Source organism: Mycoplasma sp. 4013 (assembly GCF_054353875.1).
Map to the genome: position 1 here is coordinate 113885 of NZ_JBTHHK010000002.1, position 14207 is coordinate 128091.

The window sequence follows — 14207 nt, forward strand, 5'->3', positions numbered from 1 at the left end:
TTAACCTCTTTTCTTTAGTAAAATTTCTAAAACATTTAATGCTGTTCGCATTGCATCGTAATCAGATGCTTGAGCACCAATTACTGAAACCTCAGTGACATTGCTATTGTTTTCGATTCGCTTAGACATATATGTTCGTTCATCGTTAATTGATATTTTAAGTTTTTGATCATTTTCAACACTTTCTTCGATGCGATCTCAAACAGAATAGTTTTCGATTAATTCTAACATCTTATTTAATGTCTCTCTATTTATATCATCTCTTAAGATAATATTCGATTTACCAAAAACTTTATTTTGAGTAATGTGATTAATTTTTTCTGTAAAAACCTGAGTAATAAATGAATCGATTACCTTTTGATAATTCTTAATTTGTGATGCAAGCGGTTCAGCAAGCGATAAAACATGGTCTGCTAACTTATCTAATGGGATATCAATAAGGCGATCTTTAAATATCTTTATCGCAATTCGTAAGTCATTAATGCTAACATCTTTATCAAAAGTAATTATTTTTGAAAAAACTTCTCCATTTGAAATTACCATTACAATCGTGGCTCGATGTTGATCTAATGGAACCATTTCGATGCTTTTGAGCAGATGCTTTTGTGATAAATCAGTTGTAACTAATGTTAAATTAGTAATTTCTGAAATAATTTTTGCTGCTTGCTCAATAGTTGTGTCTATTTCATTTCTTTTTTTGTCTAAAATCTTTTCAAGTTTTCTTAACAACTTTTCTTCATATGTTTCTGATAAAAAGTTTGCATAATAGCTCAGTCCTTTTGATGTCGGGATGCGACCACTAGATAAATGCGGTTTTATCAAAAATTCCTTGTTTTCTAAATCATTCATTAAATACCGAATTTTAGCAGGTGAAAAAGTTATTTCATTAAATCTTTTAATAAGTTTTGCACTACTTACTGCCTCACCTGATTCAATATATAAAAGCACAGTGTACTTTAGAATTAACTCATGACCTTTGTTTATTTCCTCTTTAATCATAATAATATTCTAGCACAAAAATAAAAATTTAGCAAATAAATAATTAAATTGCTAAATTTTTATTTTCTGATGTTTGGTAAATTATATCTTCATTAAATACCTTTTGATAGGTTGTTATGAAATTAGAATATAAGTCATCATAAATAATATTTCCTTTATTTATTTGATCAAAATGATATCCTCAGATGATAAAATAAAAAATATATAATCTTTCTTTTTCATTATGTATTTGTTCTTTATGATTATGTATATCTAAATTAACTTTTTTATTTATACTATGATAATCGAAATAAAATTTCTTTACTTGTATTAAATTCTCAAAAAAAGGCTTTGGTATAAAATAATTACAATAGGAAAAAGTAAAGCTATTTATCAAATTTTTTATTTGATTTGTCTGTTTTCTAAATAATAAAGTGTAAAAAATAAGTAATAATAAAGGAATTATAATATCAACTGCCCCTGGAATGTAAGCATATGTAAGATAATTAATAGAGAATTTATAATTTGAATAATTTTCACTAAAATTAACTGCATTAGAAATTATTCTGTTTTTATCATAAATAATATTATAAAAAATAAAATTTAAAATAATAGCAAGTAGACAAAAGGTAATATTTAATAATAAAATAAAATAAAACTTTTTCATTAACTTAATAAAAGAATTAGCACCTTTTTTAAAGATGACATTAGTTATGGTTTGATTAATTTTAATTAATTTATGCATTTTATAAATTGAAAAAGTAGATAATCTTTTTAAAAAGATAAAATAAAAAATGATATAAATATTAAAAATTACTAACAGTATATCTACAACAGAGTTAATTGCAAAAAATACAAAAATCATATTTTATACCTTATTTATTGAAATAATTAATATAGTTATAATACATACCTATATAATAACTTTGATGTTCTGTTTGTTTTGACAGATGCATATTGTAGATAAAGAAAGCAAGAATATAATATGTATTTTCCTTAAAAACTTTTCTTATTTTTTTAATATCTATTTTGTTATATATCATCAAAAAAGAATAAATATGCATATAATTTATCGGTAATAATCCGTTGTTTTTAAACTCAATTGGTAACCATTTTTCATAGTTTATTGTTATATTCTTCAATTTTGAATCAAAATGTTTTATTGCTTTCAATGAAAATTTAATATGTTTATATACAGTTAGAAAATATGGTGTATATGCTATAAGACTCATTATAACAGCAGGAAGAATATAATAAACTATTTGATTATCATAACCTGATAAAAAAGTCATATAATTCATTGATAATAAAAAAGAAATTTCAGATATGAATAAGAAGATTATTACAAATAATACAATAAAAGAAATAAAGTTGTATTGCTTTGTTTGAATTTTTATAATATTTCACCCGTTTATAAAGTGAATATGATAATTTTTATTGGATTCAATGTCTCTTTTATATGTATCTATTAAAATATAATAAAAAATATTTAATCTAAAGTAATATACAACAGAAAAAATAATTGGATTTATAAGGAAATACATAAAAACAGAAATAAGTAAAATTGCTAAAAATCACATATTTATCCTAGATTATCTAGTTTAGTCTTATTTGGTAATTTTCTTATATACCATATGTTTTTAGCAGGATTATATACTTTTTGAAGTCCTCATTCATACAGTTGTCATTCTGAAACACTAAGCATCTGATCAATAGTTTTAAATTCACCTGTTTTTAAATTCTTAAATAATAGATTTCTACCCCCTGTTCCACCATTTTCATAAGAATCTGTTTGAACAGTTTCTTTCATTACAACTCATTCAATTTTTCTAATATCATCTAAGTATTTGTTGATTTCATTTAATTTACTTGTAAGATTTAACAAAAACTTTTGAATTTCTTCTGTTTCTTTATTAAGTTTGTTTAATTCATCTATACTAACACCTAATGAAGCAAGATCAATTCCTGTAAAAGTAATGGATGGTATTGCTTTAACAAGTTTTGATGCAAAACTACCAACAGATTTTAATTTTTTATAATTCATTGCAATTCTAAATACATTACCAGTTATACCGTTAGTGACACCCCATATATAATTAAAAGCTGTGTATCAGTCATCAAGTGAGGTTGTGTTAGATTTTATGTTAAGCAATTTATTTATAAATTCTTTTTTTGATAATAAAGCTTCTTTTTGATTTTTAAGTGAGTCTATATAAAATGTTATTCCTAGAGATACCACAGAAGTGCCTACACTAACAAAAGCAAAAATAAACGGAAAGAAAAAAGATAATACTGATGATAACACAGAAGCAGCTGTCGTTGCTATTGATGCTATTGTTGCATTTTTTATTTTAGATTGTATTGAATTAATGTTATTTTCTATTATAGAATAAACTTCCTTAATATTTTCTGCTTCGGCTTCTAATTCATGAAATTTAATGTTTAGTTTTTTTGAATTAACTTCATTTTGGTCTATATTTATAGTATATCTCAAATCATTATTTATTAGAACTCTTTTTATGTTAGATTTTACTTTAACTTTTTTTATTTTCTTTGTAATATCATTAACAATAGAATTAACAGAAATTTCGAATTCTTCTATAAATTTTGAATATATTTGATGAATATTATAATCTATGATTTCTTTTTTTTGGTATGGAGCAATTTTTCCACTCTTTTTCAGATTTACAATATAATAGTCAAACATTTTCTTAAAATCTTGAAAAGAAATTAAATTTTTTAAACTTTTGTTCTTTTTTTCAGAATTTAAGAAACGAAAGAAATTGTCACCATTTAATTTGTTTGTAAACAACTTTTCATCAATTGTTTTCATTAAATATTCATAATCAATAAATGTATTAATTCCTGTATTTGATTGATTCATATTTTCAGGATTATGATTTATTTTATATTCGTATACTGGCATATTTGTAATACTGCTTAAACTAGCAATCGGATCACCTAAATTTAATAATATTTTCTTCATTTTAACTCCTTATATAAATTTTATGAAAATATTTAAGACAACCTATCAATCTATGTATATATTTAAAAGTTTCTGAAAGAATTATTGTCAAATAATAGATGTCTTCTTATAATTTCAAAATTGTGCATATAACCCTTCTCAAATATAGTTTCCTTTATTGACTTCATCAAAATGATAACCTCAAATCATAAAATAATGAATATTTATAACATCTAATTTTGATTTTATAAATATTCTTAATGGATATATGTTTAAAACAACCATTCTACCTTTTAAATGATAAAAATCAAAAAAAGTTTCGTTTCTTTTGTTTAACTTTGGTGTTTTTTTAGGAAGAAAATAATCATCAAAGGTGAATTCAAATTTATCAATAAGTTTATAAATAATATTTGTGCGATTGATTCTAAGTTTAATAAATAGAATGCTACAAATAAAACAAAGTAAAAAGTGAGGTATATAGGTTATATTAATATATAAAAGTGCTTCTGCACTTACTGATAGCTTACTACTGTTAAATTTAATTACAAGAAGCGCATTTATAGTAATCAAAATAATTAAGAAAAAACTTAAAAAAACAAAGAAAAGATGTGTGATTCTTTGTCATTTCAAAAAAGCTAATGCACCATATTTGAATGTGTAATGTGTTTTTGTATGCTTAATCTTTATTAAAATGTTAGTTTTCTTGATTATAAATTTAAAGTTTATAGTAAAGAATCTAAGAACAAAATAAGAATATAATGAAATATAGATGGTAGCTAAAGCAAGAAAAATATTAATAATTGCTCATACAAACATTAGACATCATCCTTATTAAAATAATTTACATAGTTGTAGAAAAAACCTTGATAGTTATCTATGTACTCACTTTTTTCTGATTTATCCATATCATAAATATAAAAAGCTAGAATGTAATATGTATCTTCTTTAAAAATCTTTTTAAGCTTTTTAATATTAATTATATTTCACATTGCTATAATATCATATATAACAATGTAATTAAGGGGTAGTAATCCATTATTTTTAAATTCATCATTTAACATATTGTCATAAGTTATTTTTGTTGATTTCATTATTGTATTGAAATATGACTTTGATTTTATAGATATATACATATTTCGAACGAATATAATGTAAAAAATCAAAACAGATGCAATAGTTATTAAAAGTGCTGGTGGAATAAGTGAGTAAAATAAATTTATCAAATCTTCTTGCAAATAAGGAACTAACATAAAAGTTGCAATGATTGCTCCTGAGTGAAGTAAAAATGTAAATAAAAACAAAATAATATGAAGTATCACTAACTTATTTATTTTCTTATTCATTAAATATCAACCATGCACAAAATGAATATGGTATTTATTTGTGTGTAACATTTGATGTCTTTTGTATGTATCATTAAGGATATAAAAGAAAATTTGAAAACAATATTTATAAATAATAAGAATTAATACCATACTAAGTGGTAATATTGCAGGAAGTATTAGGAGAGAAAGAAATAATAAAAACATATTAACCTAAATTATCTAACTTTGTTTTATTTGGTAATTTTCTTATATATGTTACTTTTCGAGCAGGGTTATATACTTTTTTTAGTCCCCATTTATATAGTTGCAAGTCTGTTTGTTGTAACATTTCATTAATTGTAAGGATTTGACCAGTTTCAAGGTTTTTGAAGACTAAATTTCTTCCACCTTTTCCGCCATGATTATATGAATCGTTTTTAGGTGTCTCTTTTATTACAACTCATTCTACTTTTTTTATGTTATTTAATTCATTATATAGCGAATCTAATGTCTTCTTTAAATCACTTGTATAATTATTTATAATATCATTTTCTCTTTGTATTTGTGTTCTATCACCTAATGCAAGTATTATTGATAAGCCATCAATCCCTAATGATTCCAAAGAAGGTAATGAAAATTCTAGCATATCCTTAATAGCATTTGAAATTTTACTTTTAAAATACATTACTAATTTAAAAATATTGTCTGTTATTTTTCATCCATTAGATGCAAAGTCGTATGCATCATAGAAATAAGATATTTTTGATTCTTCAACATTAGATCCATCATCAAGTGAAATTATTTTTTTTTAATGCTGCATTTTTATCTAAAAAATTCTGTTTTCTTGTCTTAAAATAAATTATAACCCCTGTTAGAACAATTAATGAAAAAGCAGAACCAGCACCTAAAACAGCACCAACAACTGGAATAAAAAATGCTACAATTCCTGATAATGTAGAAGTAACAGCAAGAGAAAGATAAGCAGAATTTAATTTTAATAATATATCATTAGTACTTTTAACCCCCTCATTCAAGAGTTTCAAAATAGGTTTTATTTGCTCTATTTTTTTCTCAACCTCAAAGAACCTAATAGTTATTTTTTTTGAATTTTCTATATCATCTTCAATATTTATTTTATATCCTTTTTCATCATCTAGAGATACCCTATTAATTTTTCTTATTCTTTTTTCTTTCTTAATATTTTCTTGTATCTGTAGCTTCAATTTATCGACAGAAAGTCTTAATTCACCAAGAAATTTATCATACATTTCATTAAATTTTTTTGGACTTTGGTTTGTAATTAAATTTGCATCACTACTTGAAATAACTTTATCATCTACTAATCTTCTTACATATTTGTTTAATAGTTTGCTGAAATTTTTTTTACTTACCTTACTCATTAGTTCATTTAATGACATACTTGAATTAAGAAAGTCAGGAAGTGATTTTTCAAATAAATATAATTCACCAGTCATTTCAAGAATATGATTATTTTTTTCTTTTTTTAATTCATTATCATATCCCGTGCTTTCTAACCTTGCATCTATTATTTTGTGATAATTAGGAGGGATATTATAACTTTGAACCGGAATACCTATAACACCTGATAAACCTGTTATAGGATCACCTAATTTTATCAATGTTCTACTCATTTCATCTCCTTTTTGACTTGATATAATTTTACACAATTATTCTGATAAAACGAAAAATACAAAAGCATATAAAATATGCAAATTCCCTAAACATCAACAAAGTTTTTTTGTTCATCAAGTGAAATATCATAAATATTAAGTCTAGTGTTTTTAATATAATGATTTATTCTTTGACAGTGATGTGCAATTCTTTCAATGGTTCTCAATAAAATACCATAATCAAAATCTTTATCAAGTTGCTTTTGTCCATTTTGTGTTTTCAAACGTTCAACATTTACTTTAGTGAATTCATCCGATAAACTATTAATATTTGTGTATAGTTTATCAATAAAATTACTTCTTTCATCAGTTTGGTTTTCTAATTGTCTGATTGAATTTTTTAACAAAGTCTGCAAAGATTCTACTAATTGACTTATTTCAGTTATTATTTCGCTATCTAAGTCGAATTTTTGTGTTGATTTTGATATATAAGTTTTATTTAACTCTAAGATAACATCGTTTCCTAATCCCATTATTTTGTCAACTGAACGACTTGAAAGAATTAATGATAAATGTAACTTAGCATCGTCGTTATTCAAATTGCGACTGTTAAGCTGAACTAAATAGTTATATATTAATGTCCGTGTATTATCAATAACTTCTTCCAAGTGATGGTATTCCTTCAAAATTTTTTGATCTCCACTTTTTATATATTCTCAAAGCAATTTCATTCCTTTTTGAGAAATTTTACCTTGGGTATACAAGGCATTTTTAGCAGCCTTTAGTGCCAATGATGGGTTTTCATTAATCAGTTGAGCAGGCAGAATAATTTCAAATTCTTTGTTTATATTTTTATCTTTTATAATCTTATTTACAAATAATTCAAGATATTTAATTAACCAAAAGAAAATACCAACTAGGATAAAGTTAAAGAACAAGTGAGCCAAGGATAATTGCAAGGCCTTTTGTGTGGGTGCCATTAATAATATAAAGTCTGCATAATAAGTCAAAGGATATAAGAAAGGTAAGATAAGTAAGGCAATTGATAAATTAGTAAATCCTCATAAGATAGCAATTTTCTTAGAATTATTATTTTTAGATGTGAAAGAAACTATTAAACCGGTTATGGTTGTTCCTAAATTAGCACCAAGAACTAAGGCGATAGCTGAATAAATTTGTAATGTATCTTGCTCTTTAAAGACAATTTGATATAAAGTAACAGTTGCACTAGAAGATTGTAAAATCCCAGTAAGAACAAAAGAAAACAAGAATGCTGATCATGGATTTGCTCCAGCAACAGACAAGGTTTTCTTAAAGAAATCTTGTTTTACAATTTCTTTTGCTGCAGATGACATTATTTTTAGTGATAAAAATACCATTCCTATTGCTATTGCTAGCAAAAAAATGTTTTGTCATCTATCTTTTTTGGTGAGTAATGAACCAAACACTCCGATAACCATAAATAAAATAAAGTATTCAGTAAATTTAAAACTTGATTGAAATGAAACGATCAAGGATGTTGTTGCAGTTCCTATATTTGCACCGAGTAAAAAGGCAATAGCTGCTCTTAAACTTATAAATCGTGCTGCTAAAAGTCCCATTATTAATGCGATTGCACCATCCGAAGATTGGATAAAAGTTGTGAATAGAATCCCTACCAGCAAAGCAATATAGTTATTTTTAGTTATAAATTTTATCACCTTACGAAATTTTGAATCACCGATACTTTTTAATGATGTAGATAACTTTTTAGTTGCATAAATAAATAAAGCCAAGGATGCTAAAGCAAAGACGATTGCAAGCGAAATTGTATCAAATTTCATAACTGTCCTTTCAAATATCTTTTTTTGATATTATAATAAAATTTTATAATTTGAAAATTTAATACAAAGAAACTTTGAATAAGTTAAAATATTATTATGGATTCAAAAGAATATGTGCAAAAGTTGTGTTATCAAAAAGGTTGAGACTTTGAAAAACTTGATAAATATGTCAATTTAATAGAAGAAAAAAATAAAGTAATGAACTTAACGGGTTTTTCCGATGATCGTTTATGAAGTGAAGGGATCCTGGAATCCCTAGCATTTATGGACAAAATAATGAAAGTGTTTGATAAATGCAATGTATTAGATATCGGTGCAGGTGTAGGTTTTCCATCAGTTCCTTATTTTATTGCTAACTTAAATTCTAATTTTCAACTTGATATCTATGAACCACTAACAAAACGTTGTGATTTTTTAAATCTTGTTATTAAAGAATTAAATATCACTAATATTAAAGTTTATAAAAAACGAGTTGAGGAACAAAAACAAAAAAATATATACGATATTGTAACAGCCCGTGCTGTTGCAGATATCCAAACATTAATTTTAGTTGCCTTTCACCTTATCAGAGTTGGTGGAAAAATGATATTGATAAAGGGTAAAAATGTTTTAAAAGAAGTAGCAGACGCTGAACATGCCTTTAAACAAGTTAAATACAAGTTGGATATTGAAAAGTTTTCTATGACACAAATAAACAAAGAAAATCATATTGTATATATTACAAAACTTAGAAGTACACCAAATTCTATTCCGTATGTTTGAAAAGATGTTATAAAACTTAGAAGGTAGTTATTTATATGTATAAAAAAGTAGTCAAAAATTTGACTACTTTTAAAATTTTTAATTTACAGTTTTCAATTTATATTATATAGAGTTTAAACAAAATATAAGAAAGAAATTAAATTATGTGAAAAATTATAACGAGATAACAAAGAATAATGAATGAGAAATTTTGTTAACGAAAACTGAATGAAAAGAGAGAACATAAATAAACTAAATAATTTTATGAATTATTGAGTAAAAATTTAAATGAAAATTTACGAATAAAATAATAGAACATAGATTTGATATTTAAATGAATATTTTGATTTTACTAAGTATTAAGTATTTTGATATCAATAATGAATCCTAAGCACATTTGACAATACACTTAGGAATTTTATTATACAACAAAAAATATTAATATATCATAATAAATAACAAAATAAGTAAATTTTTAGTGTTTTTTTGTTATTTTTTCCATTTTTTCTATAAAATCCAAATCTTCTTCTGAAAAATCAATGTTACTATCAATTCACTGCTTGCGTTTCGATGAATCTTCACCCATTAAAATTGAAACCCTTCTTTCAGCAAGTGAAGCATCTTCGATACTAATTTTAATTAATGTACGTGTTTGTGGATTCATTGTAGTTTCTCATAATTGATCAGCATTCATCTCACCGAGCCCTTTATATCTTTGTAGTTCGATAGCACCTTTTTGTTTTGTTAATATATCTCTTAAATCATTTTCATCTCAAGCATATAAAATGTTTTTTTTGCTTTTATTAGTAATTTTATATAACGGAGGAATTGCGATATAAACTTTACCTGCTTCAATTAAAGGTTTCATAAAACGGTAAAAAAAAGTAAGTAATAAAATTTGAATATGTGCCCCATCGGTGTCAGCATCCGTCATAATAACTATTTTATTGTAATTGCATTTATTTAAATCAAAATCCTTGGCAAAACCAGCACCAATTGCATTGATAATAGTTGCTATTTCATTATTTTTAAGTAAATCAATAATACTTTTCTTTTCAGAATTTATAACCTTTCCGCGCAGAGGTAAAATCGCTTGATAATGACGATCACGACCACTTTTAGCAGATCCCCCTGCTGAATCGCCTTCGACAATAAATAACTCTCTTTCAGAAGCCTTTTTTGATGTCGCTGGAGTTAATTTGTCACTTATAATACTTTTTTCTTTTAGTGACTTCTTAGATTGTCTTGCTTCATCGCGACGCTTACGTTCTTCAAGTCGGATTTCATATGCACGTTTAATTTTTTCCAAAACTTTCTTAAATTGATTTTTATTATCTTCAATTCATTTTTGCAAGTATTTTGAAACAATTTCTTCACTAATATTCTTTGCTTCAGGTGTTCCTAATTTGTCTTTTGTTTGTCCAACAAATTCTAAAAGATGTTCAGGAATTTTGAGCGAAATAACACAAGTAAGGCCCTCCTTGATTTCTTCGGAATCAAAGATGTTTTTGCCTTTTAAAAAACCTTCTTTCAAGGCGTATTCATTAACTATTTTGTTAAAAGCATTACGTAATCCAATTTCGTGACTACCACCATCGCGAGTTTTAACATTATTAACGAAACTTAATAACAAATTCGAATAGGAATCAGTTCATTGAAAACCAAATTCAACTTCAATGTCTTTTTTGGTGTCTTTAAACGAAATCGCCTTAGTTAAAGGTGTTTTGGAATCATTTAGAAAATCAATAAATGCTTGAATACCATTATTATACTGATAAGTTTCATCAAAACCGATGTTTTCATCAACAACTCTAATTTCTAAATTAGAGATTAAAAAAGCACTTTCCTTTAAACGTTCAGAAATTGTATCTATATTTAATTTAGCACGTTTAAAGAAGTGATAATCGGGTCAAAATTCAACCGATGTCCCTGTCTCCTTGCTCTTTCCTACTTCATGGGTTCGTTCTTTAATATTATCACCTTCGAAAACAGTGCGATATAATTTACCATTTCTTGCTACAGTTGCTATTAATTGAGTTGACAAAGCATTGGTAACACTTGAACCAACACCGTGTAAACCACCTGATGTTTTATAAGCACTTGAATCGAATTTTCCACCAGCATGTAATTCAGTAAAAACAACTTCCACGGCACTGCGATCGTCATCTTTTATCTTGTCTACAGGGATTCCTCGACCATTATCTGTAACTTTTACCGAACCATCTGTTCTTAAAAATACTGCTATTTTGTTTGCATAACCAGCCAAAGCTTCATCAATTGCATTATCTACAATTTCTCAGACAAGATGGTGTAAACCATTTACATCAGTTCCACCAATATACATTCCAGGACGCTTACGAACCGCTTGTAAACCTTTTAATTGTTGGATACTACTTGCATTATATTGCTCATTCATAATTTTAATTATATAATTATTTTCGCTACATTTAAAATTGAAAAGCAAAATAATGTTTGTTTTATAAATTTTTAAAATTGCTTTCAAATTTCGTTAAAATAATAAGAAATTTAAAAGCAATTTAGTTTTTTGAAATTATATTAATTAAAACAATATAATATTTAAAGGTATGATATATAGACAAAAATGTAAAATATCTTTACTATTTTAAGCACACATATTTAATAAAAAAAGGTATAATTAAAATGTTTTTTATAAAGGAGTAAATTTGTTGACTTTTAGTAATCTTTGATATAAACTATCTAAAGGCTGAAGAAAGTTTTGAGAGAATAAAAATTTAAGTAAAAAAATTATTTTTACGATTATAATGCTTACTGTTTTTGTTTTTGGAACCACTATTACAGCACCATTTATTCGGATTGCTGATCCAAGTCAACTTTCGAATAATGCTTTTTTAAACACTCTTAATTTAATTGGTGGTGGGGGTTTGCGTCAGTTTTCGATTTTTGCCTTAGGGATTAGTCCTTTTATTAATGCATCCTTGATAATGATGATTTTGCAATCAAAGTTTGTTCCACCAATTTACAAACTTTCACAAAGTGGGCCACAAGGAAGAAAGAAAATTAATGTTATTACCCGTTTTGTAACATTAGCAATTGCTTATCCACAGGCAGTGTTTTTAACAAGAGCTCTTTCATCAGGGAGTCCATCATCTGTATTTATTTCAATTACAGGAACCCAGTATTTTAGTGAAAATGCATTAGTATATTTTATAATTCCGATGATTTTAGTTTCTGCTTCGTTATTAGCACTTTTTATTTCAGAACAAATTACCAACAAAGGAGTGGGTAACGGGACTAGTTTATTAATTTTTACTGGTATTGCAGCAAGGTTACCTCGTCAGTTTCATACAGCAATTTTATATTATATAGGTGATTTAGCTGAAAGTGGAATAATGAAAGGCATAATAAGCTTTATTAGTTATTTATTAGTTTATATTTTAACAATTGTAATAATTGCAATTGTATATGTTTCGGAAAGACATGTGCCGATTCAACAAGTCGGAGCAGGACGCTCAAAGAGTCGTAAGGAAATGGGTAAATTACCAATTAAAGCGAATCCGGGCGGGATAATGCCTATAATTTTTGCAATGTTAGTTTTATCATTTCCTACAATGATCGCTAATGTTTTACCACAACATAGTGCTGCCAAATTTTGAATAAACACAAATTTACAATTCACTCAACCGATTGGATTTACTTTGTTAATTGTAATAGTGTTAGTCTTTTCAGTGTTAATGGGAATTCAGCAATCAAAAGTTGATAAAATAGCAGAAGATTTTACTAAAAACTCTACATTTATTCCTGGGGTGCGTCCTGGTGAAGAAACGCAAGATTATTTAGTTGCTATAGTTTTTCGTTTAAGTGTATTTTCATCACTTTACTTAGTAATTCTAGGAAGTATGCAATTTATTGCAATTATGGCTCATATACTTCCTCAAGCAATTGCTTTTGGTGGAACAGGTTTAATGATTTTGGTATCAACTTCACTTGAAACACTCGGACAACTTAAAGCACGTCGTATGAGCAACAAATTATCTAAGGCAAAACGACTTACTCTCGAAAATTTTGAAAATTTAAATTCTGATAAATCAGACGATGATAAGAAGATGGGAACAGGATTATTATGATAGGAAAAATAGATACAAATATAATTTTAATGGGACAACCTGGAGCAGGTAAGGGAACTGTAGCAGGAGTTTTTGCTAAGAAAACCGAATGAATACATTTATCTACCGGAAATATTTTTCGTCAAGAAATCCATAATAAAACACAACTTGGTCAGAAAGTAGAATATTATGTAAACTCAGGTGGATATGTTCCTGATGAAATCACAAATGAAATAGTTAAAAATGCAATTTTGAAACTACGAGCAGAAAATAAGTTTTTTATTTTAGACGGTTATCCACGTACTATTGCACAAGCAGAATTTCTAAAACAAATTCCTAATTTAAAATTCAAAGTTATATTATTAACTGCTTCTGAAAAAATAATAATGGAACGTTTATCTGGTAGACTTGCTTGCGAAATTTGTGGGACAGGTTATCATATAAAATTCAAAAGAAGTTTCGTTCCCGATTATTGCGATATTGATGGTGGAAGGCTTTATTCACGCGATGATGACAAGCCTGAAAAAATTAAAAACCGTCTTAAAATATACGATGAACAAACTAAACCATTATTAGAATATTATAAAAAAACAGGTGAATTACTAACTTTTGCTTGTGAAGGCGATCCTGAAGAAGTTGCTAATGAAATTGCTTCTCATTTTAAAATAAGATGATAAAAT

The 14207-nt window shown here is 26.1% G+C and carries 13 protein-coding genes; 3 read left to right on the forward strand and 10 right to left on the reverse strand.

What is annotated here, in order from left to right; translation table 4 throughout:
* The 9 genes from ACXYRO_RS01240 to ACXYRO_RS01280 all read right to left on the reverse strand — a co-directional run bounded on the left by ACXYRO_RS01240 (position 1) and on the right by ACXYRO_RS01280 (position 8701).
* Positions 1-999 carry a heat-inducible transcriptional repressor HrcA gene (locus ACXYRO_RS01240; RefSeq protein ID WP_435128989.1) on the reverse strand — a complete coding sequence of 333 codons (999 nt, stop codon included), beginning with the start codon at positions 997-999 and terminating at the stop codon, positions 1-3.
* A 43-nt stretch (positions 1000-1042) separates the two neighbouring features.
* Complete coding sequence (locus ACXYRO_RS01245) at positions 1043-1723, reverse strand: hypothetical protein (protein WP_458614073.1); 681 nt, start codon at positions 1721-1723, stop codon at positions 1043-1045.
* Between the two features lie 130 nt (positions 1724-1853).
* Positions 1854-2270, reverse strand: coding sequence for a hypothetical protein (locus ACXYRO_RS01250; protein ID WP_458597571.1), 417 nt, complete (start codon positions 2268-2270; stop codon positions 1854-1856).
* Positions 2271-2560: 290 nt separating this feature from the next.
* Positions 2561-3964 carry a hypothetical protein gene (locus ACXYRO_RS01255; protein ID WP_458614074.1) on the reverse strand — a complete coding sequence of 468 codons (1404 nt, stop codon included), beginning with the start codon at positions 3962-3964 and terminating at the stop codon, positions 2561-2563.
* Between the two features lie 81 nt (positions 3965-4045).
* Positions 4046-4759: a hypothetical protein gene (locus ACXYRO_RS01260; protein WP_458597569.1), complete on the reverse strand. Its 714-nt coding sequence runs from the start codon at positions 4757-4759 to the stop codon at positions 4046-4048.
* Positions 4759-5034 (reverse strand): hypothetical protein, encoded by a 276-nt coding sequence (locus ACXYRO_RS01265; protein ID WP_458597568.1) that lies wholly within the window; start codon positions 5032-5034, stop codon positions 4759-4761. The genes ACXYRO_RS01260 and ACXYRO_RS01265 overlap by 1 nt, the downstream gene beginning before the upstream one ends.
* Positions 5035-5473: 439 nt before the next feature.
* Positions 5474-5932: a hypothetical protein gene (locus ACXYRO_RS01270; RefSeq protein WP_458597567.1), complete on the reverse strand. Its 459-nt coding sequence runs from the start codon at positions 5930-5932 to the stop codon at positions 5474-5476.
* Between the two features lie 91 nt (positions 5933-6023).
* Positions 6024-6899 carry a hypothetical protein gene (locus tag ACXYRO_RS01275; protein WP_458597566.1) on the reverse strand — a complete coding sequence of 292 codons (876 nt, stop codon included), beginning with the start codon at positions 6897-6899 and terminating at the stop codon, positions 6024-6026.
* 86 nt (positions 6900-6985) lie between these two features.
* A complete protein-coding gene (locus ACXYRO_RS01280) occupies positions 6986-8701 on the reverse strand; it encodes a Na/Pi cotransporter family protein (RefSeq protein WP_458597565.1) in 1716 nt (571 codons plus the stop codon).
* 96 nt (positions 8702-8797) lie between these two features.
* On the opposite strand from ACXYRO_RS01280, the gene rsmG reads away from it, so the two are divergent.
* Positions 8798-9490 (forward strand): 16S rRNA (guanine(527)-N(7))-methyltransferase RsmG, encoded by a 693-nt coding sequence (gene rsmG / locus ACXYRO_RS01285; RefSeq protein WP_458614075.1) that lies wholly within the window; start codon positions 8798-8800, stop codon positions 9488-9490.
* Between the two features lie 427 nt (positions 9491-9917).
* Here rsmG and ACXYRO_RS01290 read toward each other — a convergent pair whose 3' ends face one another.
* Positions 9918-11858, reverse strand: a complete 1941-nt coding sequence (locus ACXYRO_RS01290; RefSeq protein WP_458614076.1) for a DNA gyrase/topoisomerase IV subunit B — start codon at positions 11856-11858, stop codon at positions 9918-9920.
* A 268-nt stretch (positions 11859-12126) separates the two neighbouring features.
* On the opposite strand from ACXYRO_RS01290, the gene secY reads away from it, so the two are divergent.
* Together secY and ACXYRO_RS01300 are read left to right on the forward strand one after the other, a co-directional pair.
* On the forward strand, positions 12127-13551 hold the full coding sequence (gene secY / locus ACXYRO_RS01295; protein WP_458597562.1) for a preprotein translocase subunit SecY: 1425 nt from the start codon (positions 12127-12129) through the stop codon (positions 13549-13551).
* The gene (locus tag ACXYRO_RS01300; RefSeq protein WP_458597561.1) at positions 13545-14204 is read left to right on the forward strand and encodes an adenylate kinase family protein; all 660 of its coding nucleotides are present in this window, start codon (positions 13545-13547) and stop codon (positions 14202-14204) included. Before secY ends, ACXYRO_RS01300 begins: the two co-directional genes overlap by 7 nt.
* Positions 14205-14207 lie beyond the last annotated feature (3 nt).